This is a genomic window from Vreelandella sp. GE22, from assembly GCF_968212445.1.
This window is the reverse complement of the sequence record NZ_OZ309110.1, coordinates 198,905-223,857: the sequence shown is the minus strand read 5'-3', so window position 1 is coordinate 223,857 and position 24,953 is coordinate 198,905. Positions and strand designations below refer to the sequence as shown.

The 24,953-nt window shown below is 60.8% G+C and carries 29 protein-coding genes and 1 riboswitch; of the genes, 16 read left to right on the top strand and 13 right to left on the bottom strand.

Annotated elements, in window-relative coordinates:
- The first annotated feature begins 66 nt into the window (after positions 1–66).
- Positions 67–1,527, top strand: a complete 1,461-nt coding sequence (locus ACWHRL_RS01125) for a sodium/glutamate symporter (RefSeq protein WP_447894890.1) — start codon at positions 67–69, stop codon at positions 1,525–1,527.
- A 134-nt stretch (positions 1,528–1,661) separates the two neighbouring features.
- Here the strand turns inward: ACWHRL_RS01125 and ACWHRL_RS01120 are convergent, their stop codons facing one another.
- Complete coding sequence (locus tag ACWHRL_RS01120) at positions 1,662–1,793, bottom strand: hypothetical protein (RefSeq protein ID WP_447527462.1); 132 nt, start codon at positions 1,791–1,793, stop codon at positions 1,662–1,664.
- Positions 1,794–2,540: 747 nt separating this feature from the next.
- On the opposite strand from ACWHRL_RS01120, the gene ACWHRL_RS01115 reads away from it, so the two are divergent.
- Both ACWHRL_RS01115 and ACWHRL_RS01110 read left to right on the top strand, forming a co-directional pair.
- On the top strand, positions 2,541–2,672 hold the full coding sequence (locus tag ACWHRL_RS01115; protein ID WP_447527461.1) for an entericidin A/B family lipoprotein: 132 nt from the start codon (positions 2,541–2,543) through the stop codon (positions 2,670–2,672).
- Positions 2,673–2,674: 2 nt separating this feature from the next.
- Positions 2,675–3,190 carry a YqiA/YcfP family alpha/beta fold hydrolase gene (locus tag ACWHRL_RS01110; RefSeq protein WP_447894889.1) on the top strand — a complete coding sequence of 172 codons (516 nt, stop codon included), beginning with the start codon at positions 2,675–2,677 and terminating at the stop codon, positions 3,188–3,190.
- A gap of 23 nt (positions 3,191–3,213) precedes the next feature.
- Here ACWHRL_RS01110 and glnG read toward each other — a convergent pair whose 3' ends face one another.
- The 5 genes from glnG to ACWHRL_RS01085 form a co-directional block, all read right to left on the bottom strand.
- Complete coding sequence (glnG, locus tag ACWHRL_RS01105) at positions 3,214–4,644, bottom strand: nitrogen regulation protein NR(I) (protein WP_447894888.1); 1,431 nt, start codon at positions 4,642–4,644, stop codon at positions 3,214–3,216.
- A complete protein-coding gene (gene glnL, locus ACWHRL_RS01100) occupies positions 4,641–5,699 on the bottom strand; it encodes a nitrogen regulation protein NR(II) (RefSeq protein ID WP_447894887.1) in 1,059 nt (352 codons plus the stop codon). The genes glnG and glnL overlap by 4 nt, the downstream gene beginning before the upstream one ends.
- Before the next feature lie 214 nt (positions 5,700–5,913).
- On the bottom strand, positions 5,914–6,498 hold the full coding sequence (locus tag ACWHRL_RS01095; protein ID WP_447894886.1) for a DUF4124 domain-containing protein: 585 nt from the start codon (positions 6,496–6,498) through the stop codon (positions 5,914–5,916).
- A 26-nt stretch (positions 6,499–6,524) separates the two neighbouring features.
- Positions 6,525–7,931, bottom strand: coding sequence for a glutamate--ammonia ligase (gene glnA, locus ACWHRL_RS01090; RefSeq protein WP_447894885.1), 1,407 nt, complete (start codon positions 7,929–7,931; stop codon positions 6,525–6,527).
- Positions 7,932–8,388: 457 nt separating this feature from the next.
- Complete coding sequence (locus ACWHRL_RS01085; RefSeq protein ID WP_447894884.1) at positions 8,389–9,417, bottom strand: acyltransferase family protein; 1,029 nt, start codon at positions 9,415–9,417, stop codon at positions 8,389–8,391.
- Positions 9,418–9,567: 150 nt separating this feature from the next.
- Between ACWHRL_RS01085 and ACWHRL_RS01080 the strand changes: the two genes are divergently transcribed.
- The 9 genes from ACWHRL_RS01080 (at position 9,568) to ACWHRL_RS01040 (ending at position 17,459) form a co-directional block, all read left to right on the top strand.
- A complete protein-coding gene (locus tag ACWHRL_RS01080; RefSeq protein ID WP_447894883.1) occupies positions 9,568–10,461 on the top strand; it encodes an alpha/beta hydrolase in 894 nt (297 codons plus the stop codon).
- A gap of 62 nt (positions 10,462–10,523) precedes the next feature.
- Positions 10,524–10,826, top strand: coding sequence for a hypothetical protein (locus ACWHRL_RS01075; protein WP_447894882.1), 303 nt, complete (start codon positions 10,524–10,526; stop codon positions 10,824–10,826).
- A gap of 265 nt (positions 10,827–11,091) precedes the next feature.
- Positions 11,092–11,745, top strand: a complete 654-nt coding sequence (locus tag ACWHRL_RS01070) for a hypothetical protein (protein WP_447527447.1) — start codon at positions 11,092–11,094, stop codon at positions 11,743–11,745.
- A gap of 92 nt (positions 11,746–11,837) precedes the next feature.
- On the top strand, positions 11,838–13,550 hold the full coding sequence (locus tag ACWHRL_RS01065) for an HD domain-containing phosphohydrolase (protein WP_447894881.1): 1,713 nt from the start codon (positions 11,838–11,840) through the stop codon (positions 13,548–13,550).
- Positions 13,551–13,749: 199 nt separating this feature from the next.
- Positions 13,750–13,899: a hypothetical protein gene (locus ACWHRL_RS01060; protein ID WP_447527445.1), complete on the top strand. Its 150-nt coding sequence runs from the start codon at positions 13,750–13,752 to the stop codon at positions 13,897–13,899.
- Entirely contained in the window at positions 13,896–14,630 is a 735-nt protein-coding gene (locus ACWHRL_RS01055; RefSeq protein WP_447894880.1) for a metal ABC transporter ATP-binding protein, read from the top strand. The genes ACWHRL_RS01060 and ACWHRL_RS01055 overlap by 4 nt, the downstream gene beginning before the upstream one ends.
- The gene (locus ACWHRL_RS01050; RefSeq protein WP_447894879.1) at positions 14,614–15,516 is read left to right on the top strand and encodes a metal ABC transporter permease; all 903 of its coding nucleotides are present in this window, start codon (positions 14,614–14,616) and stop codon (positions 15,514–15,516) included. Before ACWHRL_RS01055 ends, ACWHRL_RS01050 begins: the two co-directional genes overlap by 17 nt.
- Before the next feature lie 10 nt (positions 15,517–15,526).
- The gene (locus ACWHRL_RS01045) at positions 15,527–16,627 is read left to right on the top strand and encodes a metal ABC transporter solute-binding protein, Zn/Mn family (RefSeq protein ID WP_447894878.1); all 1,101 of its coding nucleotides are present in this window, start codon (positions 15,527–15,529) and stop codon (positions 16,625–16,627) included.
- A 166-nt stretch (positions 16,628–16,793) separates the two neighbouring features.
- A complete protein-coding gene (locus ACWHRL_RS01040; protein WP_447894877.1) occupies positions 16,794–17,459 on the top strand; it encodes a cupin domain-containing protein in 666 nt (221 codons plus the stop codon).
- Positions 17,460–17,463: 4 nt separating this feature from the next.
- Here the strand turns inward: ACWHRL_RS01040 and ACWHRL_RS01035 are convergent, their stop codons facing one another.
- The gene (locus ACWHRL_RS01035) at positions 17,464–17,832 is read right to left on the bottom strand and encodes a DUF6164 family protein (RefSeq protein ID WP_447894876.1); all 369 of its coding nucleotides are present in this window, start codon (positions 17,830–17,832) and stop codon (positions 17,464–17,466) included.
- A 1-nt stretch (position 17,833) separates the two neighbouring features.
- Positions 17,834–18,367 (bottom strand): lactoylglutathione lyase, encoded by a 534-nt coding sequence (gloA, locus tag ACWHRL_RS01030; protein WP_447894875.1) that lies wholly within the window; start codon positions 18,365–18,367, stop codon positions 17,834–17,836.
- 164 nt (positions 18,368–18,531) lie between these two features.
- Between gloA and ACWHRL_RS01025 the strand changes: the two genes are divergently transcribed.
- From ACWHRL_RS01025 to ACWHRL_RS01010, 4 genes are all read left to right on the top strand, one after another.
- The gene (locus tag ACWHRL_RS01025; protein ID WP_447527438.1) at positions 18,532–18,906 is read left to right on the top strand and encodes a DUF2237 family protein; all 375 of its coding nucleotides are present in this window, start codon (positions 18,532–18,534) and stop codon (positions 18,904–18,906) included.
- A 44-nt stretch (positions 18,907–18,950) separates the two neighbouring features.
- Positions 18,951–19,043, top strand: a riboswitch (TPP riboswitch).
- Between the two features lie 22 nt (positions 19,044–19,065).
- Positions 19,066–19,896, top strand: coding sequence for a hydroxyethylthiazole kinase (gene thiM, locus ACWHRL_RS01020; protein WP_447894874.1), 831 nt, complete (start codon positions 19,066–19,068; stop codon positions 19,894–19,896).
- On the top strand, positions 19,893–20,504 hold the full coding sequence (gene thiE, locus ACWHRL_RS01015; RefSeq protein WP_447894873.1) for a thiamine phosphate synthase: 612 nt from the start codon (positions 19,893–19,895) through the stop codon (positions 20,502–20,504). The genes thiM and thiE overlap by 4 nt, the downstream gene beginning before the upstream one ends.
- Positions 20,505–20,549: 45 nt before the next feature.
- A complete protein-coding gene (locus ACWHRL_RS01010) occupies positions 20,550–20,699 on the top strand; it encodes a hypothetical protein (RefSeq protein WP_447894872.1) in 150 nt (49 codons plus the stop codon).
- Between the two features lie 71 nt (positions 20,700–20,770).
- On the opposite strand, the gene ACWHRL_RS01005 is transcribed toward ACWHRL_RS01010, so the two are convergent.
- The 5 genes from ACWHRL_RS01005 to rpsK all read right to left on the bottom strand — a co-directional run bounded on the left by ACWHRL_RS01005 (position 20,771) and on the right by rpsK (position 24,908).
- A complete protein-coding gene (locus ACWHRL_RS01005) occupies positions 20,771–22,099 on the bottom strand; it encodes a D-alanyl-D-alanine carboxypeptidase (protein WP_447896138.1) in 1,329 nt (442 codons plus the stop codon).
- A gap of 244 nt (positions 22,100–22,343) precedes the next feature.
- A complete protein-coding gene (rplQ, locus tag ACWHRL_RS01000) occupies positions 22,344–22,730 on the bottom strand; it encodes a 50S ribosomal protein L17 (RefSeq protein ID WP_447527434.1) in 387 nt (128 codons plus the stop codon).
- A gap of 39 nt (positions 22,731–22,769) precedes the next feature.
- Positions 22,770–23,765 carry a DNA-directed RNA polymerase subunit alpha gene (locus ACWHRL_RS00995; protein WP_252105880.1) on the bottom strand — a complete coding sequence of 332 codons (996 nt, stop codon included), beginning with the start codon at positions 23,763–23,765 and terminating at the stop codon, positions 22,770–22,772.
- Between the two features lie 123 nt (positions 23,766–23,888).
- A complete protein-coding gene (rpsD, locus tag ACWHRL_RS00990; RefSeq protein ID WP_447894871.1) occupies positions 23,889–24,509 on the bottom strand; it encodes a 30S ribosomal protein S4 in 621 nt (206 codons plus the stop codon).
- 12 nt (positions 24,510–24,521) lie between these two features.
- Positions 24,522–24,908, bottom strand: coding sequence for a 30S ribosomal protein S11 (gene rpsK / locus ACWHRL_RS00985; RefSeq protein WP_009099028.1), 387 nt, complete (start codon positions 24,906–24,908; stop codon positions 24,522–24,524).
- Positions 24,909–24,953 lie beyond the last annotated feature (45 nt).

Here is a 24,953-nt window from a genome sequence, read left to right as displayed (position 1 = left end):
CACTCCTAACGTTTATGTATCTTGCAAACGTTGCCCCTCCAATGCCGATCATCAGGGAGTGATGACATGACCATGACCGTAGGTGAACTTTTCATTGCGCTGGTATTGATAGGCCTAGCGCTATTGTTAAGCAACGCCATCCGCTTGCTACTGCCCTGGCTTCGCCGCCTCTTTCTACCCAGCTCCGTCATCGCGGGGCTTTTGCTTTTGCTGTTGGGCCCGGACGTGATCGGGCGCTTCATGCCGACCCTATTCGAGGAAAGCCCGGGGCTTTTCCCCGGCTACGTGCAGGAGAGCTGGTCCTCGCTGCCCGGGCTTTTGATCAATGTGGTGTTCGCTGCACTGTTCATCGGTAAAACGATCCCAGGGCTTCGCACGATCTGGATGCGCGCAGGGCCTCAGGTGGTGGTGGGACAAACCATGGCCTGGGGGCAGTACGTGGTGGGGCTAACGCTTGCGCTGCTGGTGTTAGCGCCGGTGTTCGGCATGAACCCCATGGCCGGGGCGCTGATCGAAATCGGCTTCGAGGGCGGCCATGGTACGGCCGCCGGCATGGCCGACACCTTCGCCGACCTGGGCTTTGCCGAAGGCGCCGATTTAGCGCTGGGGCTTGCCACGGTGGGTATCGTCTCCGGTGTGCTGATCGGCACGGTGATGATCAATATTGCCGCCCGGCGCGGGGTGGTCACCCTGGGCCAGGAAGAGCAAGAAGAGACGCCGGACGAAACCATGCGCGATGACGAGCGCCCCTCGACGGAAGAGTTCAGCGAGTTCAAAAAGGACCTTAACCAGGAGGCCGGCACCACCGACCCGCTGAGCCTGCATATTGGCCTGGTCGGCATTGCCATCGTGCTCGGCTGGCTAATTCTCTCCGGGCTTCAATGGATCGAGCAGGTCACCTGGGCAAGCGGCGGCGGGCTCGAAATTCTTGCTCACGTACCGCTGTTCCCGATTGCGATGATCGGCGGCGTGATCGTACAGCTGATCATCATGCGCTTTGGCTGGGAGCGCCACGTGTCGACGCGCACCATGTCGCGCATTGCGGGCACCGCGCTGGACTTTACCATCGTGGCCGCACTCGCCACGCTTTCGCTCACCACGCTAAGCGAATACCTCGTGCCGTTTTTGCTGCTGGCGTTTGCGGGTATCGCCTGGGGGCTATTCGTTTTGATCGTGCTGGCCCCGCGTATCATCCCCGAGCACTGGTTCGAGCGTGGCATCGGCGACTTTGGCCAGTCCATGGGCGTGACGGTCACCGGGCTTTTGCTCATGCGCATGGCCGACCCTAAAAACGAGTCCGGTGCACTCGAAAGCTTTGGCTACAAGCAGCTGATGTTCGAGCCCATCGTAGGCGGCGGGCTCTTTACCGCTGCCGCCCTGCCCCTGATCGCCGAATTCGGCCCGCTCGCCATTCTCATCTTCACCGGGCTTTTGACCGCCGGTTGGCTGGCGTTCGGACTGCTTTATTTCGGCCGGATGGTGCCCGAGGGCGGCAAGGGCCGTTGGCAGGGTGAGTCCAACGAATGAAGCGCCGCTCTTAAAACGCCAACGCCCGCATAAGCGGGCGTTGGCGTTGGATGATGGATGTGAGAGTGAACGGTGTAATTAAAAAGGAGCCCCGGTACTGAATACGCTACCCGTCAGGGGCGCGGTCAACGCCTTTACTTGAGATCCGGGGGAATATCGTCGAGCTCTTCCGGCGTCATGAAGGACGTCTTGAACATCACGTAGACCCCCACCGCAGAAAAACCTAAAAACAGTATAAACATGACGAACATCAATGCCATTGCCATGACGCGTATCCCTGAGTAGACGGCTGTTACGTTGACGTTTTATAGCCGCTGAATTGGTTTATCCCTGAGGATAGACCAAAAAGGATCCACCATCTGTATAAAATTTCATACAGACGTTCGTAGGCTGCCTTTGACGTGGCAAATTAGGTATAAATATCAGTTAATTAATAATTTTTTATAGACGCAAAAAAGCCACCTCGCTTAAACGAAATGGCCAGTTTGCATCGCCGCCGCTCCTTAGCCTTGATGCCGACGCGATCCTGCGTCGGTGCGAGTGAGCAGGCTAGTGTCCATTAAAATCCATCTCCTGTTGGCTCCATGCCATCCTTACTACCTTGTAGCCTGCTCAAACCGTTTTAAGGGTTTAACTAACTTAACGCGGTGACTACTACCTATAACGTTGCACGGCACGGGCCAACATGCCTAAAAAACAATAAAAACCAATATTATCAATTAATTAAAAAACAAATAAAAGTCGGCCTGAGGTTTTGTCAGCGTAAAAAAGAGGTCAAATGTTGTATAAAAATGGCACATGCGACATTAACCAACCCGATGGCGGCCACGATGGCACAGCCTGACCTTGCCTGGGCCGGTCTCCCCGCTTAGCGGGGTAGCTCGGCAGCTATAAGGCGGGTAAATAGTGCTTACCAAAGTACGCATTGCTGGCTAAAGTAGTGTTGAGGCAGCCGATGCTAACGCGCTGCCAGGAAACGCCCCCGCTTCTATCCTTACGACAGGTATCCGCCAATGACACGCGCTCTTGCTATGGGTTTACTGCTGTTGATGACACTTTTATTGGTAAGCGGCTGCAACACGATTCGCGGCGCCGGGGAGGATATTGAACAGGGGGGCTCGGTCATTCAGGACGCAGCGGAGTAATTTTGAAAAAGGTGTACTTATCCCACGGTTTGGAAAGCGGCCCCGAGGCGCTGAAAGTGCAAGCGCTCAAGGGCGTGGTAGAACGTCATGAAGGTTATGAGCCGCTCGTGATGGATTACCGCAGCCAACCGAGCTTCAAGGCACGCCTCGAGCACCTGTTCGCCACTTTGCAAGCCCGAGGCGACGACCCCGCCCAGTGTATTCTGGCGGGGTCGAGCCTGGGCGGTTTTCTGAGCGCGGCGGTCAGCCAATGCTACCCGGTGCTGGGCTGTTTTTTACTGGCGCCGGCGCTTGGCATGGCAGAGTACCCGGAAACGACGGTTACGCTTCAGGCCCGGCACACGCATATCATTCACGGTTGGCAGGACGACGTGGTGCCTTTTGGCCCGGTCATCGAACACGCCCGCCGCCAACGGCTTGGGCTTCGCATGGTGGATGACGACCATCGCCTGCACGCAAGCCTCGAACTCATTCTGCGTGACTTCGAGCAGTTTCTAGCCCTTTGCCAAAGCGCCTGACGCGGCGCGGCTACTTCTGTTAGTTAGGCTTCATCCGCCAGCGCGGGCAGTAGCGTTTTTAGCTTGCGAGTCAGCGTATTGCGCCCCCAGCCCAAAAGCTCGGCGGCTTCGCCCTTACGCCCGCCGGTGTGCTTGAGCGCGGTTTCGATCAAAATCCGCTCGAAATCCGGCACCGCTTCTTCCAACAGGTGGGTGTGGCCTTCGGCCAGGGCGTGATCCGCCCAGCCGCGAAAGGCCGTGCGCCAATCGCTTTGGCCCCCGACGGACGAAGCGCTGATGGTACGCAGCTCCGGGGGCAAGTCCTCGATCAATATCTCCCGCCCGGACGCCATGACCGTTAGCCACCGGCAGATGTTTTCCAACTGGCGGACATTACCCGGCCAGGGGAGTTTGGTCAGGTGTGTCTCGGCGTCCGCTGTGAGCACCTTGATATCGGTCGAAAGCTCCTTGGCGGCCTCGGCCAGAAAGTGACGCGTAAGCCGCGGGATATCTTCCCGGCGCTCGGAGAGCCGTGGCAGGTGCACCCGGATCACGTTCAAGCGGTGGAACAAATCCTCGCGAAAGCGCCCTTCGTCCACCAAGGACTCAAGGTTCTGGTGGGTGGCGGCGATGATACGTACATCGACCTTCACCGAGGTATGCCCGCCCACCCGATAGAACTCGCCGTCGGCCAGTACGCGCAGCAAGCGGGTCTGCGTTTCCGCGGGCATGTCGCCGATCTCATCCAAAAAAAGCGTGCCGCCGTTGGCCTGCTCGAAACGGCCCTGGCGCTGCGCACCGGCGCCGGTAAAGGCGCCTTTTTCATGGCCAAACAGTTCGGACTCGATGAGATCCTTCGGAATCGCCGCCATGTTCAGCGCGATAAACGGGTGGCCGGCGCGAGGGCTGTGCTGATGAAGTGCCTGGGCAACGCGCTCCTTACCGGTACCGGACTCGCCGTTGATCAACACCGTAATGTGCGAGTGCGACAGCCGCCCGATGGCGCGAAACACCTCTTGCATGGCCGGCGCCTCGCCGATGATCTCGGCGTTGAGACCTTCCGGCACGCTGACCGGGCGCTGACGCTCGCGAGCGTGGGCGACCGCACGACGCACCAGCGCCAGCGCTTCGTCCACGTCGAAAGGCTTGGGCAGGTACTCGAAAGCCCCGCCCTGATAGGAGGCCACGGCGCTGTCCAAATCCGAGTGGGCGGTCATGACGATGACCGGTAGATCCGGATGCGCCTCGCGCACGCGCGAGAGCAAATCCAGCCCGTCGATCCCCGGCATGCGGATATCGGTGACCAGCACATCCGGCGGGTCGCTCAAGAGCCGGTCAAGGGCGGTATCGGCGCGCTCGATACACTCGACGTCAAGATCCGGCTGCGCCAGGGCGCGCTCCAGCACCCAACGGATAGCGCGGTCGTCATCGACGATGACCACCCGTGAAACATCGGTTTGTGTCGCCTCAGTCATGACGCGTCTCCGGTAATGTGATTGACCAACGGAATTAACAGACGAAATTCGGTACGTCCGGGGTGTGAGTCGCATTCGATCAATCCCTGATGTTGATGCAGAATCGACTGAGCAATGGAGAGCCCCAGGCCGCTGCCTTCGGCGCGCCCGGAGACCATGGGGTAAAAAAGCGTCGCGCGCAGGGCCTCGGGGATACCCGGGCCGTTATCGATCAGACCCACTTCGCTCACCAGCCGATGGCGCTCCGCGCCCAGGGTGAACTGGCGCTTGGCGCGGGTACGCAGAATCAGCTCCGGGGAGGGCGTCTCGGCTTCGCTCATGGCCTGGACGGCGTTGCGCGCCACGTTCAGCACCGCCTGTATCATTTGGGATTCGTCGCCGGAAAGATCCGGCAAGCTGGGGTCGTAATCCCGCGAAATGACCACATCGGGGTGCTCGGCGAGCAGCAGCGTGCGCACGCGCTCGAGCACCTTGTGAATATTGACCGGCGCGTGCCGGGTAATGTGATGAGGGCCGAGCATGGAGTCGACCAGGTCTTTTAGCCGGTCGACTTCTTGAACGATGATATGGGTATATTCACGAAGCGCCGGGTCGTCGAGGTCGCGCTCGAGAAGCTGGGCCGCGCCGCGAATACCGCCCAGCGGATTTTTCACCTCGTGGGCGAGGCCCCGGGCCAGCACCTTGATGGTTTCCTGGCGGGTGGTCAGCGCCTCCTCCCGGGAGATCTGCATTAGCCGGTCCCGCGGCTCCACTTCGAGTAGAAGCTCGCCAGGCGAAAGCGGCGTGACGGTGTAGTCCACGGTGAGTGGCTCGCCGTTGAGCGGGGTAATGCGCGCCTCGCGCTGGGTATAAGGGTGAAAGGCGTCGCGCGCCTTGGCCAATACATTATCGATACTTTCGCCACAGCCCAGCAGCGTATCCAGACTCATGCCCTTGACGCGGCTAATACTGACCGCCAGTAGCGCTTCGGCGGCCGGGTTCATCCAGCAGACGCGCAGTTCACCGTCCAGCAGCAGCACTGCAGTGGTGAGGTGTTCGAGTAAACGCTGATACATGGCGTGTCCTGAGGAGCCCCCTAAGAATTCGCGTGGCTTGATCATCGTGTGGTGCAATGTCTGTGTGATGTTTTAAGAGGAATTGCAAAAAGCGCGCCAATTGGGCGCTAGCGCTGTCATGCACGGCTTTAACGCATTAAGGCGGCGCAACGCGGCGTTTAATAGCGCAGCGCCGCCCGGTTAACGCCGCGCATTCGCACCATTTTAGTGCATATTAGCGCGGCGCGACGGTAATACTCACCGCGTCAGTGCGGTGCTGAACGCGCCCCTGGCTATCGAGCAGCTCGGCTTGAAGCCGGTGGTGCCCTTGCGGCAAGCCGGTCAACCAAAACGCGTCGCTGTGCAGCGCCGACTGGCTGACCTCGCCGTTCACCAGAAGCCTTATTTGATGGTCGTCGCGCAGGGCCGGCTCAACGTACACCTCGACCGGGGTCATGGCATCGCGAATCAGCGCCTCGGCCGAAGGGTTGGCGATCACAAACCGGTCGTAGGGCATGAAGGGCTGGCCGGGCCGGGCCCTTGTCGGGCTCGAAGACGGTGGCGGCGACGTCCGCTCGACCCCGGGCAGCGGCGCCAGCGTGATCGCCTCGCCGCCGCGCTCCGGGTTGTCGGTATAAGTGACCCGGCCGCTTTCATCCACCACGCGGTACACCGTTTGCGCCTGAAGCTTTCCCGCCGTCAGCGAAAGCCCCAACAGCAACGCCGCCAGGCGCGCGTACTTCGCCATGCCAATGACACGCATGCCCATGTTCTCCCCATAAAAAAACCCCGCCGAGGCGGGGTTTTGAGTCAGTAACACCTCAAGGGTGCCCCTAACGTTAGAGCTTAGCAGCTGTAGTACAGGTCGAACTCGACCGGGTGCGTTGCCATACGCATGCGCGTGACTTCTTCCATCTTGAGCTCGATGTAGGCGTCGATCATGTCGTCGGTGAACACACCGCCTTCGGTCAGGAAGGAGCGGTCAGCGTCGAGGGCTTCCAGCGCCTGGTCCAGGCTCGAGGCCACGGTCGGTACGGCCTTGCCTTCTTCCGGCGGCAGGTCGTACAGGTTCTTGTCCATGGCATCGCCAGGATGGATCTTGTTCTTGATGCCGTCGATACCCGCCATCAGCATGGCCGCGAACGCCAGGTAGGGGTTGGCGGTCGGGTCGGGGAAGCGCGTTTCGACACGCTTGCCTTTCGGGCTAGCCGTGTACGGAATACGGATCGACGCACTACGGTTACGCGCACTGTAGGCCAGCATGACCGGCGCTTCGAAACCCGGCACCAGACGCTTGTAGGAGTTGGTCGAAGCGTTGGTGAAGGCGTTCAGGGCACGGGCGTGCTTGATGATGCCGCCAATGTAGTAAAGCGCCATTTCGGAAAGGCCCGCGTACTCGTCGCCGGCGAACTGGTTGGCGCCATCTTTCCAGAACGACTGGTGAACGTGCATGCCGGAGCCGTTATCGCCGACCAGGGGCTTGGGCATGAAGGTCGCGGTTTTGCCGTAGGCGTGGGCCACGTTGTGGATCACGTACTTCATTTCCTGAACTTCGTCGGCCTTCTTCACCAGGGTGTTGAACTTGACGCCGATTTCGTTCTGACCGGCGTTCGCCACTTCGTGGTGATGCACTTCGACGCTCTGGCCGATCGCCTCAAGGGTGTTACACATTGCGCCACGAATGTCGTGGAAGCTGTCCACCGGCGGAACCGGGAAATAGCCGCCTTTCACACGCGGGCGGTGGCCCAGGTTGCCGCCTTCGATCTGGCTGTCGGTCGCCCAGGCGCCCTCTTCCGAGGAGATCTTGTACATGGAGCCCTGAATGTCGGTCTTCCAGTGTACTTCGTCGAAGATGAAGAACTCGGGTTCCGGGCCGAAAAACGCGGTGTCGCCAAGGCCGGTGGACTCGAGATAGGCTTCGGCACGCTTGGCGATGGAGCGCGGGTCGCGATCGTAACCCTGCATGGTGGCCGGCTCGATGATGTCGCAACGCAAAATCAGCGTGGCATCTTCGGTGAAGGGGTCGAGAAAGCCGGTGCCGTCTTCCGGGCGCAGAATCATGTCGGATTCGTTGATGCCCTTCCAGCCTTCGATGGAGGAGCCATCGAACATCTGACCGTTTTCAAAAAACTCTTCGTCCACGTCCCGTGCCGGTACGGTGACGTGCTGCTCTTTACCGCGCGTATCGGTGAAACGCAGGTCTACCCATTTGACTTCATTTTCTTCGATTAGCGCGAGCGTCTTGGCTGACATACTGTTCTCCGTCTCCGGTATGAGCGTGGCTTAAAGCGTGTACTGTTAAGCGATCTATTAAACGTATTGTTGAACAAAACCGTTGATACGCCGCGAGCGTATAGCACGCCTTTGTTGTGTATTCGCATTGGGGCGAGTTTCAAACCAGGCCCCGTGACCAGCGATTAAAATAAACCGACTATCGTTGTAGCACGCTGTGAGGCGTTTGCCTACGACGCCAGCCGTTGCCGTTTAATAAGCATGTAGCGTGCCAACTTTGCACCAATATGGCATGGTGACTTACCAAGCCTTTGTTTTAAAAATGATTTTCTCAACCCGAAAGCTGCCCTGATGTTGCGCGTCTAAATCAACGCCCCCGGGACGGGGCTCAGAAGCCACTTTTAAGCGCACCAAAATGGTTCATAAAAACCTTTATTGAACCAAATGCGTGCGCCAGCACGGAGTGATCGCCTCTTTGCTACACCTTCAAGCGCTTCCCAAAGAGCATGGTGGTCAACGTGGTGGTATTCGCGATCTTGTTCAGCCCGATAGAACCCACGACGCCCACGACGATCAACAGCAGCGCGTAAAGGAAAAGCGGCAGGGTTTCTACGCCGACCACCGTATCGACAATGGCAAAAAACATCGGGTGGGCGAGATAAATGCCGAAAGAGTAGCGGTTGATCGTGCGCATCCACGCAGGCGCGGGGCGCCCTTTCAGGTAGCGCATGGCGCAAAGCGTTGCCAACACGAACAGCGGGATCACCCACACCTCCTTGGAGGTGAACACCAGCCAGCCGGGGAGCGTTGCCAGTACGATCAGCGCCACCGCCCCGGCCAGCCAAACCGGGGAGGAGAACGCTTGCATCCAGCGCGGCGGGCGGGGTCTTGTCGCGCCTTGCGCTACCGGCTGGTAGTAGCGCACCAGCACCAGCGCCAAAAAGAACAGATACACCCAGCCAAGCGGGGCGACCCAAAGCAGATAGCCTGGCGGCGCCACCTCGAGCCAATAGGCCGTGCCCCAATACGCCATGCTGACCACGCAGCTCACCCAAAGCCCGGGCACCGGGTCGAACCGCCACAGCCGCCAGCGGGCAAACAACCAGTACGCCACGTAGAACTGCATGGCGATAATCAGAAAGTAGCCGTGCCAGCCCGCGTAGAGAAAGTACTCCCGGGCAACGCTTAAATACCCCACCGAGGTCCCGCCCATGTTCAGGCGCACCCACTCGGCGGTGGCGTAGATAAACCCATACGTTACGTAGGGCAGCATCACGTACTTGACGCGTTGCCATAAAAACCCCGGCGGCACTTGGCGGGCGTAGCGAAGCGCGAACACGAAAATGGAGATAAACAAAAAAACCGGCGTTCCCAACACCAGGGGGATACGCATCAAATCGGTGGTCAGAGTGTCCACGCGTTGATTGAGATGGTCCAGCCAATGAAACAGGAAAACCGCCGCGCATCCGTAGGCGCGCAGCCAATAAATCTCCTCGACCTTTTGCATCCAAGCCTCCTGCCTTGAGGCGCTGCTATGCTAATAGCGCAGCCAGCCCCGCTGGTCACATCCCTTTTGTCATGAACACTCGGAGGCAGTGTGCCCCTTCACCCTATTGCGGCTTGTCTTATGCGCTCAGCGCGTGCGCTCACTGTCGTTATGAGTACTTTTTTACTCAGTGCCCCGGCGCTGGCCGGCGAGGTCTCGCGCCACGCGTTCCCCTCCCCGGTGCTGGGTGATAACTACCCTTACACGCTCTACCTGCCCGACGGCTACCAAGTAGATGCCGCCGAGCCCTACCCGGTGGTCTACATGCTGCATGGCTCGTTCGGCAACGAACACGACTGGGTCAGCCGGGGGCAGCTGGCTCGAACTGTCGACCGTTTGATCGACGCCGGGCACCTCCCCCCGGCGGTGTTCGTCATGCCGGGCAGCCGCAGTTGGTGGGTCGATGGCTATAACGAGCCTGCTCGCCGCGCCTTTTTCGACGACCTGATGCCGCATATCGAAACCACCTACCGCGTAGGCACCACCCGCGCCAAGCGCGGTGTGGCCGGGCTCTCGGCCGGCGGGTACGGCGCGCTGAATTTCGCCCTCGAGCGGCCGGACCTGTTCGCCGCGGTAGCGGCACTTAGCCCGGCAAGCTACGTCCCCGCACCGCCGCGCAACTCCTCGGCGCACCGCCACCCGGCCTTTCTCGACGCCCAGGGCGAGTTCGATCAGGCGCTTTGGCAGCGGCTCAACTATCCGGCTCACCTGGAAGATTACCGCCTGGCGGTCGCGCCGGGCGCCAACAACGAACCCAGCGCCACGCCCCCGGTGCCCCTTTATATCAGCGCGGGCCGCCGCGATGAGTTCGACGCCGAATATCACGCCCGCCAGCTGCGCCAGGCAATCGAGCGCATTCAACCAGGCCAGGTACGCCTGGACCTTTACCCCGGCGGGCACACCTGGCGCGTATGGCGTGCCAGCCTACCCGCGGCGCTTACCTTCCTGTTTCAATACGTTGGCGCCGAGGAAACACCCGATAACGGCGAATGGGACGGCCAGTAGGCGAGGCCCATGACGACAAACTACACTAAGCTCATCACTCACTCGACAAAAGGATATTGAGGATGCATCAACACATCGAATGGGACGACCCCGGCAGCGCCAGCGTCGCGGCCTACTTCCAGGGCGACCCCAACCACACCCCGCCTTACCCCGGCGCCATTCTCTCCGCCCGCTACCAGCGCCGTATCGTACGCGTCAAAGTAGAAACCTACCGGGAAGAAGACGCCGTCAGCATCGGCACCGTGGCCGCCATCCTCGACGAACACGGCCACCGCCACAAAACCCAGGGCAAACTCAACATCGACGACATCGTACGCCTGCCGGATGACAAGCGCGCGATGGAGCGCTGGGAAGAAGAAAAGTAAGCCCCGCCTACGCTAATTCAGCGTGCGCCCCACCGCTTATGACGAAGTACCCCCAAGCGGTGGGGCCGAATCAACTGGCTCTTGGTTAAAGCCTTTTTACAGCACGGTGTGAAAGTTCGAGTACAAGGGCAGATAAGACTAGCCCTGAAACGCCACTGGCCCTCGCTATACTTAAGCCTAAAGCACCTTAATTAAACGCTCGTTTTTCTCGTTGCGTGCTACGCTTAGCGTGACTTTTTTACCACCCATAAACAGGTTCACGACCATGCGGCTACACCCTTGGCTCTGCGCGCTCGTATGCGCGTTCGCCCTTCCGGTTCACGCGCAATCCACCAATGACTGGGCGCAGTACGATGAGGTGTTCGAAAACGGTGCGCGCCAGGCCAACCTTTGGCAGTGGGGTTGGACGGGCGTCTACGCGACGAGCCTGGCGGTGAACGCCTACCAGTCGAGCGAGGCAAGCGACCGCGACGACCGGTATGACGCGCGCGTGGGCGCGGTGAAATCCGCCCTGGCGCTGGGCGGCATGTTGACGGACCGCCAGCCGCATCCGGCGGCCCTCGAGCGCTACGAGCGCTTGAAAGCCAGCGGTGAACTGAGCGGCGTGCAGGCGCTGGGCCTCGAGCTCGCCCAGGCCGAGCGGGCGCGGCGGGGCCTTGGCGCCCGGGTGAGTTCGCTGGTGGTCAACGGCTTGGCGGCAGGGGTGATCGCCGCCGACGGCCGCGGTGACGACGCGGCGATCAACTTCGCCTCGGGCATGCTGGTCAACGAGCTCCAAATTTGGACGCAACCGAATCAGGCTTCTTCGGCCATTAACCGCTTTCAACCTGCCCAAGTGTCGCTGGGCCCAATCACGCTCAAGGGTGAATACGCTTTGACGCTAGCCCCCCATCAGGTGGGCGCGACCTGGCGCTATTAAGCGTTAAGCTGAATTTGAATACGACGTGAAACAGGGGACAGCGCGGCCCATGAACACGGGCCGCGCCAAGCAAAAAGGGTCAAGAGAAACCCATGAGTACGGCTTTAAAACATAGTGTTGATAGTATCGAATTGGTGGACGCGCGCCATATCGCCAAAGTGCTTGCGAGCCTGGACGATAGCCGCCATGCATTGACGGTGACCCTCGATGGCCAACCACCGGATTACCCGGCGCACCTGGAAAACCTAAGTCTTGAAACCGGCGAGCTGGCCCTGGTCGTGACCGACGCGGGCAGCCTCGACCCCGCCACACTCGCACAGCGCGCGATAACGCTGAAAGCCGAAAACGATCAGATTCTGAGTTTTGATAACTTCAAGGTCCGCCAGGCTGAACGTTGTGGCGAGGCGCTGACGATTCGCGCCGCGCTCCCCCAACGCCTGACTACCGCCGCCCGGCGGGGGCAAGCGCGCATCAAATTGCGAAAGGATATGCCGGTGAACGTGGCGCTGTCGCTTTTTGCCAGCCAGCCGCCTATTACATCGAAACTACGCGATATTTCCGGTGGCGGGTGCCTTGTACAGTTGCCGCTCGGGAAGTGCGTCCCGCTGACCGAAGAGGCGGTGGTTCCCAGCGTCGTACTGACCTTTCCCAACGGCGAGCGCTTCACCTCCAGCGCTTCGGTACGCCATATTACGCCCATCGCCTATACCAACGAGGCGGCGATCGGACTCGCCTTCGAAGGCCTGGACCGCCCGCATCAGCAGGAGTTGATCCAGATCGTCTTCACCACCGAGCGGGAAATCGCCTGGCGAAGCGGGGAAGGTTCGCGCCTGGTGTCGCCGACCGAGCTCTATACCTCGCCGGACGCCAAAGCGCGTTCGCGGCGCCGGTCGAGCACCCGCCCTCAGCGCTCCTCCCGCGCCGTCTCGGTATTGCGCGAAATCACGCGCGACTTGCACCTTTTTCTACTGGCCTTACAAGGCGGCCAGCCGCTGCCGTTCGAACGACTGGAACGCAGCGCCAACAAGCTCATCAAGCTACACGGCAAAGGCCGCCAGGCATTTTTCTATAGCCTGACCTGCTTGCGGGACGAACCCGCCTGGATGCAGCACTCGGTGAACGTGGCCGGCAAGCTGGCCGACCTGATGCTGGCGGAGCCTACGCTGGCGGACGATACCCATCGGGCGGTCAGGGCGGCGCTGATCCATGATATGGGCAAGGCGATGCTGATCGACGAGGCGCTGCCGTCGCTTGAAAGCGATATGGACGAGCGACAGCGCCTACGCCTTCAGGCCCACGTCGATACGCTGTTAAGCGCGCTCGAGCAGGCGGGCTACCCGTGCGGGCCGCTGGAGCGCGAGGTGATCGGGGCGATCAACGAGCGCCTGGATGGCTCGGGCTACCCGCGGGGCCTCAAAGGTGACGCGATCTCGACGCTGGCACGCATGGCGGCGGTCATCGATGTGATCGATGCCATGACCCGCGTGCGCGGCGATCGCCCGCCGCTGGATATCGTCCAGGCGTACCGCTTTCTCTACAATCGTCCGGAGCGCTTCGATCAGCACTGGGTCACGCGCTACGTACAGCGCCATGGCTTCTACCCTTTGGGCAGCCTGGTCGCGTTCTCCCACGGCTATCTTGCCTGGGTGCTGGATCTCGACGAGCGGGGCCAGCCGAACCGTGTCCACGTCGTGCGCAATACGCACCGCGAGAAGGTCTTTTACGACGACGAGCTCGGCCGGGTGGATTTTGACCAGCTGGGCCGGCTTACCGGGCCGGCCCTGCCCCACCTCCACGACCTTTGAAACAACTTTAAAGGCCGCTGTCCAGTGCTCGCCCGCGCTCGTCGAATGTCAAAAAACAGCGCGGCTGGCGGCGCGGGAGTAAACCGGCATATTGGCGCGGTCATTGTCAAAGGCGGTGAAGCGGGTAAAATACTCGGCAATTTTTTGACACTCAAAAGTGTTATGTTATAACCTAATCGCTCTGCCGAGGAGAGAGACGTTGAGCCACCATCCACATCGCCATAATCGCGAAGGGCCTTGCCACTTTTCGCTGATGTCACTCTCGGCCACTCGCCGCCTGCTGTTGGTGGCGGTGCCTATCGCCGCCCTCTGGCTACTGGTGTTCTGGGCCGGCGGGTGGGGCCGATGAGCCATCGCGACCACACCAGGCTACAGCTGCACGACCTTCACCTGGCCCAGGGCCGGCGCATGGTGCTCGAACAGCTCACTGGTGATTTTCTACCCGGGGCGATTACCGCCCTGGTCGGCGCCAATGGCGCGGGCAAGAGCACGCTGATACAGGCCATGATGGGCGAGCTACGTCCGGTCTCGGGTAGCGTGAAGTGCACCGTGGCCCCGGAGCGCCGCGCCTGGCTGCCGCAACAGCTGGCGCTGGACTTGACCTTTCCCATGAGCGTGGAAGAGCTGGTCATGACCGGCACCTGGCCAAGCCACGGCGCGCTCAAAGGGTATTGTGCGGCGCACTACCGCAAGGGGCGCGACATCATGGCAAGGCTGGGTATTTCCCACCTGGCCCACCGCCCGCTTGGCGAGCTTTCCGGGGGGCAACGCCAGCGCGCGCTGATCGGGCGCACGCTGATGCAGGAAGCCGAGCTCTTACTGCTCGACGAGCCCTTTGCCAACGTGGATCGCGAAACGGTGGACATTCTGGTGACGATTCTGCGCCAGATGGCCGAGAACGGCGTCACGCTGATTATCGTGCTGCACGACATGGACCACCTGAAGCGCCTGGCCGACGAAGTACTGATACTCAACCACGGCCACGGCCGCTGGATCGCCCCGGAAGCGATCGCCGAACCGCATATGCCCGCTCAAAGCGTGCCGTTTAACGCAGGGGGTCTCCATGCTGGAACTGCTTAATGCCTGGCTGATCGCCCCGTTCGACTACGGTTTCATGCGCCGCGCGGTGGTCGGGGGCCTGGCGCTCTCCATCGCCGCACCGCCCTTGGGCGTGTTTCTGGTGCTGCGCGGCATGAGTTTGATCGGCGACGCCATGGCCCACGCCATCCTGCCCGGCGTAGCACTGGGCTTTCTGTTGGCCGGTTTTTCGCTGCCGATGATGAGCATCGGCGGCGTGCTGTTTGGGCTGATGGTGGCGCTGCTGGCCGGGGCGGTCTCGAAGATGGGCGGTCAGCGCGAAGACGCCGCCATGGCGAGCTTTTTCATCATCTCGCTGGCTGCCGGGGTCATGTTGATCTCGGTAGGCGGTAGCAGTGTGGACCTTACCCACGTGCTGTTCGGCTCGATTCTGGCGATCAACTCCACTGCGCTTTTACTCATTGCCGGTATCAGCACCCTCATTGTGCTCATCATGGCGTTCATCTTCCGCGCGCTGGTGGTCGAATGCCTCGACCCGCTGTTTCTACGCGGCCAAAGCCGACGCAACGGCTGGGTGCATAGCGTCTTTTTGGCGCTTCTGGTGCTCAACCTGACGGCGGGCTTCCAGACACTGGGCACCTTGATGGCCGTGGGCCTGATGATGCTGCCCGCCACCGCCGCGCGGTTTTGGAGCAAACGCCTGGAAGGGCTGATGGGCATTGCCGTGGTGCTGGCCATGATCGCCAGCACCGGGGGACTTTTGCTCTCTTATCATTTGGATATCCCCTCGGGGCCGAGCATCATCTTGCTGGCGGGGGTGGCGTATTTCTTCTCGGCGCTGTTTGGCCGCTACCACAGCCTGGCCGCCCGGTTACGCCGTAAAACGGCGCCGCTGGATGCGCCGCTCGAGCATTCTCATACGCATTAGGAGTTTCGTCATGTCGCTACGTTTTGCCCCGCTATTGGTGGGCGTATCTACCCTGCTCGCCCTACCTGCTGCCATGGCCGCTGAGCGCGTTCAGGTGGTCACCAGCTTCTCCATTCTGGCCGATATGGTCGAAAACGTAGGCGGCGAGCACGTCGAAGTGAACTCGCTGGTCGGCCCGGACGGCGACGCCCATGTCTACTCGCCGCGCCCGGGGGATGCGCGAGCGCTGGCCGAGGCGGACCTGGTGGTGTTCAACGGCTTGCTGTTCGAAGGCTGGATGGACCGGCTACTGGACTCCAGCGACTACCAGGGCCCGCTGGTCACGGCGACCGACGGTATCGAGGCGCTGGATTATCACCCCCACGATCACGGCCATGATCATGGACACGAGCATGATCATGGGCACGACCATAGTCACGATCATGACCACGATCATGACCACGGGCAGGAACACAGCCATGATCATGCGCACGAAAGCGAGCAGGCCCACGACCACGACCACATGCACGGCGATTCCGACCCGCACGCCTGGCAGGATATGGTCCAGGCTGAGATGTATGTCGCCAACATTCGCGATGGGCTGATCGAGGTGGACGAAGAGAACGCCGACGATTACCGCGCCAACGCCGAGCGCTATTTGGAAGAGATGGCCGAACTCGACCGCGAGATTCGCGCCTTGATCGAGGAGGTGCCCGCCTCGGCCACCGTGATCACCGGCCATGATTCGTTTGGCTACTTTTCCAGCGCCTACGGCGTGCGCTTTCTCTCGCCCTCGGGCCTCTCCACCGAGGTGGAGCCCAGCGGCGCCGGTATGGCCGCGCTGGTCGACGTGATCAACGATGAAGGCGTCCAGGCGCTGTTTCACGAGAACATGACCAATCCGGCGGTGATCGAGCAGCTCGCCGAGGAGACGGGCCTCGAGGTGGCCGGCACGCTTTACGCCGACGCCCTGGCCGCCGAGGGCGAGGCAAGCACGTATCTTGGCATGATGCGCCACAACGCCGAGCTTTTGCACGGCGCCCTGGCCGAGCCCGGCCATGATGATCACGATCATAGCCACGAGCACGAGCACGAGCACGAGCACAGCCATGATCACGAACATAGCCACTGATCGAATCGCTCTCGCGTCATTCAAAGCGCCCCTCGGGGCGCTTTTTTATGCACTCGACGCCCTGCCACGAGCCCTTCTCTCAACGCAGCCCTATCGTTTATGCGTTGCATTTTTGCCGCGGGATGAGGAGACTTAGCCTCTTTTCCTGGTGAACAAGAGTCAGCCCATGCGTTTAAACGCCGATTTTTCCCGGTTTGCCTGTGTGATGCCTGCTGAGTACGAGTGGGTGGATTCCCCCAGTGCCGGGGTTGAGCGGATGATGCTGGACCGCATCGGCGATGAGGTCGCCCGGGCAACGAGCCTTGTGCGCTATGCCCCGCACAGCCAGTTCGAGCGCCACGTACACGGCGGCGGCGAAGAGATTTTCGTGCTGGAAGGCGTGTTTGGCGACGAACACGGCCGCTACCCGGCGGGCAGCTACCTGCGCAACCCTATCGGGACCGGCCACACCCCGCAAATAGGCGAAGAGGGGGCGCTGATTCTGGTCAAGCTTCACCAGTTCGAGCACACCGACACGCTACGCGTTGCGATGCCCGCGCACCGCCTACCCTGGCAGCCCGACCAGCGCAAGGGCGTGCGCTATAAAATGCTGCACACCCACGGCCAGGAACGGGTAAGCCTCGAGCAGTGGGAAGCCGATGTGACCGTCAATTACCCGCAACTGAGCAAGGGGCTGGAGATATTCGTGCTGGAGGGTGTGCTTTGGGAAGGCGGCACCGAGTACCCGGCAGGCAGTTGGTGCCGCTATCCGTTTGGGTCACTGCCTACGCTCAAGGCGGGAAGCGACGGCGTGCGCCTGTACCTCAAGCGCGGGCATCTGTCCGCGGCGTAGCCCGCTAAAGGCCGCCAAGGCCCAGAAACGGCAACAGCGTCAGCAACACAATCAACGCCACCGCGACGAGGGTGAGCACCACCTGAAGCGGATGAGCCATAAAACGCCGCCATAGCGTCGGCGCCTCGCCCCGGGCCCTGGCCTGCTCGAAGGCGTGGCGCTCGCTTTGCTGGCGGCGCTGCTGGTACTCGGCAAGCGCCGTGTCGGCGGCCTCGCGCTGGCCTTCATCGCGCAGCCAGATCGCATCGACCCCCAACCGGAAAAAGCCCGCCTGGGTCTCGTAGACATCGAAGCCGCGCTCAAAGAGTAGCGCGCGCACCTCCGACGCCTCTTCATCGGTGACGTGGCGCAGCCGAAAAAGCAGATGCGCCACGCTAGTCGCCCTTCTCGGCCATCAAGTCCGCCTGGATGACCTCGATCCAGTAGCCGTCCGGGTCTTTCACGAAGATGACATCCTTCATTTTGCCCTGTTCGGCGCGCTTCACAAACGTTACCTCATTGACGTCGAACCAGGCCTGGGCGGCATTGAGATCCGGCACGCTAAAGCAGATATGACCAAAGCCCTGGGGCTCGGCGTTGCCGTCGTGATAGGCGAAATCTGCCTGCTCTTCGGTGCCCCAGTTGTGGGTCAGCTCCAAAAGGCCTTTTTGGCTGAACGTCCAGGCCGTGCGCTCCCGGGTATCTTCGGGAATCTGCTCGTCGTTTTCGACATTGGCCAGAAAGTAGAGCGAGAACTGCATCTCGTCGAAATCGAGCCGGCGCAGTACCTGCATGCCAAACACGCGCGAATAAAACGCCAGCGCCGTTTGTGGGTCTTTCACCCGCAGCATGGTGTGGTTGAGACGAAAACCTTGCGTGTTGGCCGGCGCGGGTACGACGCCGGGATGCTGCTCGCCTTGGAAACTCATGGAACACTCCTTATTTAACGCGAAACTTTGACGAAACCGAGACTTTGTACAAGGCTGTAGTCTAATTGATACAGGTGCAACGCACATTCAACGCCCGCTCGACATACAAACTTAACCATGAGGGCAGACTTTGGCTAATTCCAGCCCTGCTTTCAGGAGGCATCATGTCTCGTGACCGTAACGTTTTCGGTGAGCCTTTAACACCCTGCTGCCATAGCCCAAAAGCAGGTTTCTACCGCGACGGTTTTTGTCGCGTAGGTCCTAATGACATCGGCGTACACTCGGTGTGCGCCATTGTGACAGAAGAGTTTTTAGCGTTCTCCCAGGCGCAAGGCAATGACCTTGTTACACCGCGCCCGGAGTTCGGCTTTCCGGGCCTGGCGCCGGGCGACCGCTGGTGTCTTTGCGCCAAGCGCTGGCAGGAAGCCGCCGATGTCGGTTTGGCCCCGCCGGTCATTCTGTCCGGCACGCATGAGAAAACCCTCGACATCATCCCGCTGATCACCTTACAGCAGCACGCCATGGATGCCGTACACTAGATACACGCCATGGCTTTACAAGCCACCTTAGTATCCGGATAGTAGACCCACGACAGGGGCGCCCGGCAACGGGCTGAGACGTACCCTTTGAACCTGAACCGGATAGTACCGGCGTAGGGAGTCGTGGTGTTCTCACCACCTCCCGCCCGGGAGGACGCCATGACTCTACCCCCCCTTGGACGCTACCTGAGCGCGCTACATGATGCGACGCCGCTCGTACACTGCATGACCAATTTCGTGGCCATGAATTCGACCGCCAACCTCGTGCTGGCCATTGGCGCCTCGCCTGCCATGTTGCATGCCCAGGAAGAAGCGCCGGAGTTCACGGCGATCGCGGATGCGCTTTCGATCAATATCGGCACCATCTCCCCGCATTGGGCAGCGTCGATGATGGCCTGTGCCGAGGTAGCCAGGCGCCAAACAACGCCTTGGGTGCTGGACCCGGTCGCGGTGGGCGCCACGGCGTATCGCCAAAGGCTTTGTGAAGAGCTTTTGGCCCTCGAGCCCACGGTCATTCGCGCCAACGCCTCGGAAATATTGGCCCTTTGTGGGCTTGAAAGTCGCGGCCGCGGCGTGGACGCCGCCGCCAATGTCCAGCAGGCCGACGACGCTGCCATCGCGCTTGCCCAACGGCACGGCTGTGTCGTGGCCATGACCGGCGAGCAGGACTTCATCACCGATGGCACCCAACATGCCCGGGTCACCGGTGGCCACGCGCTGATGCCCCGCGTGACTACGCTAGGCTGCGGGCTTAGCGCCATCGTGGCCGGTTTCGTTGCCGCCACGCCCGAGGAACCCTTCAAAGCAAGCGTGGCCGCGCTTGCCGGCTTTGCACTAGCAGGCAGCCGGGCGGGGAAAAAAGCCAGCGGCCCGGGTAGCTTTCAGGTCGAGCTGTTGGATGCGCTCTATCAACTGACACCCGATACGCTATCGCGTCAGGGCCTTTGGGAGAACGTCGACCAGGCCAACAGCCAGGGAGCGCCCCGGTGAGCCTCGATCTTTCGCTTTATCTGGTGACCGACGCGACGCTCTGCAGTGCTTACGGGCTCGAAAAAACGGTCGAGGCTGCGGTGGCGGGTGGCGTCACCGTCGTGCAGCTTCGCGACAAGCACGCAAGCGATGCGACCATGATCGACCAGGCCAGACGCCTGAAAACACTGCTGGCGGGTAGCGGCGTGCCGCTGATCATCAACGACCGCCTCCATGTGGCACTCGAAAGCGATGCCGACGGGCTACACGTGGGCCAAAGCGACGCCGCGGTGCTCAGCGCCCGCCAGGCGCTAGGGCGTCATGCGTTACTCGGGCTTTCCATCAACACCCTGGCGGAGCTTCAAAACGCCCCGCTGGATACGCTGGACTACTTGGGGTTCGGCCCGGTGTTCGCCACCGTCAGCAAGCAGGACCACGCCAAGCCACTGGGCTTTGAAGGTCTTGCAACCCTCACCCAGGCGAGTCACCTGCCAAGCGTTGCCATCGGCGGGCTGAAGGCGGCGCACGCCCAGGCCGTGTTCGACGCGGGCGCCGACGGCCTGGCGGTGATCTCGGCCATTTGCGGCACGCCCGACCCCTACCAGGCCGCCCTGGCGTTCAAACGGTGAAGCACCAACTCGAGCATATCTGCGCCTTCGTGAAGGTGGCCGAGCTTGGCAGTCCCCGAGGTGCGGCGTCACCACCCCACGCCGGCACACTTTCTTCCGCTACTGGTGGCCATAGGGGCCGGATGCGATTCCCGCCAGCTTCACCACAGCGTCGAGTACGGCGTGTTGGCCATGAACGTGTACGCTTTCGGGTAGAGCTCTAAACAAAAAGCCCCGCTAACGCGCTGTTAGCGGGGCTTTTTTAGGCGCGACGCAAGCCTTTAACGTTAAAGGCTTGCGTTGACCACCATGCAGTCCATGCCCTGGGCGTGCAGCGTTTGGCAGGCGGCAATGGCGCGCGCTTCGTCGAGTGCGACGACGCGGGCGCGGAACACCGGCGTATGGCCCTCGACGGTATCGACCGCGGCGCGGCCCCCCACGTCATTGGGCAGGCGCTGAGCGGCCTGGCGGGCGAGCTGTTCGGCGTGGCTCGCCTGGCTAAACGCGCCCACCTGGATACCCCAACCGCCGTTGGCGCTGGCCACGGAAAGCGGATCGGCCATGGTTTGCTGCTGTTCTTCGATCAACGCTTGCAGCGGGTCGTGGTGCGTGACGGGTGCTGCGCGGGAGGGCTGGGGTGCGGGCGCCTGATTGGCGGCAGCGGCCGGTGCCCGCGCACTCGTATCCACATTGGCCAGAATAGGAGAAGGCGGCATGCTGGGCGGCGGCGTGGTGAGCGGCGCCGAGAGCCCAGGGAAGCTCATGAACTCGCGGGAGAAATTGGTATCGGCAAGCCAGGACGGGTTATCGCGAAGCCCGGCCCTGGCGAAGCTGCGATCGAGCAGGTCGGCCATGTGCTCATCCCGCGACGACGAGCTGAACCCGCCCATGACTACGGCGATCATGCGCCGGCCATCGTGCACCGCCGTGGTCGCCACGTTAAAGCCCGAGGCACGGATAAAACCGGTTTTCAGACCGTCGGCACCGGGGTAGTCGCGCACCAGGCGGTTGTGGCTGGTATGACGGGTCCCCTTGTAGCTGAACTCCTGTAGACCGAAGTAGTGATAGTACTGGGGAAAGTCCTGCATCACTCGGGTCGAGAGAATCAGCATGTCCCGGGCAGTGGTGATCTGGCCGTCGTCGGGCAGGCCCGAGGCGTTGCGGAAGGTAGTACTGTGCATGCCAAGCTCCCGCGCCTTGGCGGTCATCATATTTGCAAAGCGCTGTTCGCTGCCGCCCACCGCCTCGGCGACCACGACGGCCACGTCATTGGCCGAACGTACGGTCAGCGCGCGAATAGCGGTATCCAGCGGGATGCTGCTGCCCGCCGAGAGCCACAGCTTGGTGGCCGGCATGGCGGAGGCCTGGGCGGAGACCGCGAGCGGTTGGTCGAGGCGTAAATCGCCGTTTTCGACCGCCTCGAGGGCCATGTAAATGGTCATCATCTTGGTCAGCGAGGCGGGATAACGCGGCAAATCGGCATTTTCCGAGTAGAGCACTTCACCGTTTTCCAGATCGACCACGATGCCCGCATAGCGCGGGTTACCGTCGGCATGAGCAGTACTGCCCAGTACCAACACCGCCATGGCGACGGCGCACATTAGCCACCACCGCATGGCGGTGTTTGAAGTCACTCCCCTCGCTGCCATACCTGCCCCTTGCTACTCGCTTTAATTGATCTCAATGCCCGGGACTCACGGCCTTCGTCCCAAGCGCTCAGGTTAGCACGTACCCGATCACAGTAAACGTATTCTAAAGTGAGAAAAGGGTCTGTTTTAGTAGCACGCATAAAAAAACCGGCCCCCAGGGGGCCGGCTTTCACTCGACTTTCAAAAGCGGGCTTTCAAAAGCGGTGCGGTCTTACTCTTCCGCAGCGGCTTCTTCGACGGCCGGGCGGTCGACCAGTTCGACGTACGCCATGGGCGCGTTGTCGCCTGGACGGAAACCGCACTTGAGAATGCGGATGTAGCCACCGGGACGTTCGGCGTAACGCGGGCCCAGCTCGTTGAACAGTTTGCCGACGGCTTCTTTAGAGCGCGTGCGGGCAAATGCCAAACGGCGGTTCGCGACGCTGTCCTGCTTGGACAAGGTGATCAGCGGCTCGATAACGCGACGCAGTTCCTTGGCCTTGGGCAGGGTTGTCTTGATGACTTCGTGCTCGACCAGCGACACGGACATGTTTTTGAACATGGCCTGGCGGTGCGAGCTGTTACGGTTTAATTGACGACCACTCTTACGATGACGCATGGTTGTGATTCCTTACCAAACTGGGACTCAAGTCGACGCTTACGCGGAGGCCTTGTCGTCCTTCAAGCTCGCGGGTGGCCAGTTCTCCAGCCGCATGCCAAGGGAAAGACCGCGCGCTGCCAGGACATCCTTGATTTCGTTCAAGGACTTCTTGCCGAGGTTCGGGGTTTTCAACAGCTCCACTTCCGTGCGCTGGATCAAATCACCGATGTAATAAATATTCTCGGCTTTCAGGCAGTTCGCGCTGCGAACGGTCAACTCAAGATCGTCTACGGGGCGCAACAGGATCGGATCGATATGATCCTCTTCCTCTTCGACTTCCTGCTCTTTATCAGCTTCCAGGTCGACGAAGGCGGCCAGCTGCTCTTGCAGAATGGTCGCACTGCGGCGGATAGCCTCTTCCGGATCCAGAGTACCGTCGGTTTCCAGGTCGATAATCAGCTTATCGAGGTCGGTGCGCTGCTCGACACGAGCGGCTTCGACCGAGTAGGAAACGCGGCGGACAGGGCTGAAGGTGGCATCCAACTGCAGGCGGCCAATAGCACGCGTCTCTTCATCAGAGCCGCGGGCGTCAGCCGGTTCGTAGCCACGACCCAGCGCCACCTTAAGCTGAATTTTCAGCTCGGCACCTTCATTGACGTGTGCAATGACGTGGTCCGGGTTGACGATTTCGACGCTATGATCAAGCGCAATGTCGCCAGCGGTGACGACGGCTGGGCCCTGCTTGTTCAGCGAGAGCACCGCCTCATCGCGGCTGTGCATCTTGATCGCAACATCTTTCAAGTTCAGGAGGATTTCGATTACATCTTCCTGCACCCCTTCGAGGGCACTGTATTCGTGCTCGACACCGGCAATTTCAGCCTCTACCACGGCAGCGCCGGGCATGGATGAAAGCAGAATGCGACGCAGTGCATTCCCCAGGGTGTGGCCAAAGCCGCGCTCGAACGGTTCGAGAACGATCCTGGCATGATGTGCGCTGATTTCTTCGACCTTGATATCGCGAGGACGAAGAAACTCTGTCACTGAACGCTGCATATGAACACCTTTCAGGCTGCCAAACGGATACTGAGTACTCTAGAGCGTGTACTCAAGAGCATCCGGGCGGTGCGTAGGACGAACCGCCCGGGCTTCAAGAAGCATATTTGCCAAGCAAACGGCTTACTTGGAGTACAGCTCGACGATCAGGTTTTCGTTGATGTCGGCAGTCAGGTCACCGCGTTCAGGCAGAGCCTTGAAAGTGCCTTCCATCTTCTTGGCGTCGATGTCGATCCAAGCGATATCGCCACGGTTGGCCGAGATGGTCAACGCGAGTTGGATACGGGCCTGGTTCTTCGCCTTTTCGCGAACGGTGATCACGTCACCCGGCTTCACTTTGTAGGAAGCCACGTTAACGCTACGACCGTTGACGGCAATCGCCTTGTGGCTGACCAGCTGACGCGCTTCAGAGCGAGTCGAGCCAAAGCCCATGCGGTAGACGACGTTATCCAGTCGGGATTCGAGCAACTGCAACAATACTTCACCGGTCGCGCCTTTCAGGCGAGCGGCTTCTTTGTAGTAGTTACGGAACTGCTTTTCGAGTACGCCGTACATACGACGTACTTTCTGCTTCTCACGAAGCTGCAAGCCGTAGTCTGAAAGACGCTGACGACGCTGGCCGTGTACACCCGGAATCTGCTCGGATTTACACTTTTTCTCGAACGGAGTCACGCCACTCTTCAAGAAGAGGTCGGTGCCTTCACGACGAGACAGTTTGCACTTCGGTCCAATATAACGAGCCATGAATCTCTCTCCTTAAACGCGGCGTTTCTTAGGCGGACGGCAGCCATTATGGGGAATGGGCGTCGCGTCTACGATGCTTTGCACGCGGAAGCCGGCGGCGTTCAGTGCGCGCACGGCGGATTCACGGCCGGGGCCGGGGCCCTTGACCAGCACGTCTACGTTTTTCACACCATACTCGGCTGCAGCAGTCGCTGCACGTTCACTCGCTACTTGAGCTGCGAACGGGGTACTCTTACGAGAACCTCGAAAACCCGAACCACCGGCAGTTGCCCAAGAAAGCGCATTGCCCTGGCGGTCTGTGATCGTCACGATCGTGTTGTTAAAAGAGGCATGGATGTGCGCAACGGCGTCCACTACCTGCTTTTTAACCTTTTTACGGTTACTACGCGGGTTAGCCATGTTGATGTCTATTCCTGTCTTAACGCCGGTTCTGCCTTAGTTACA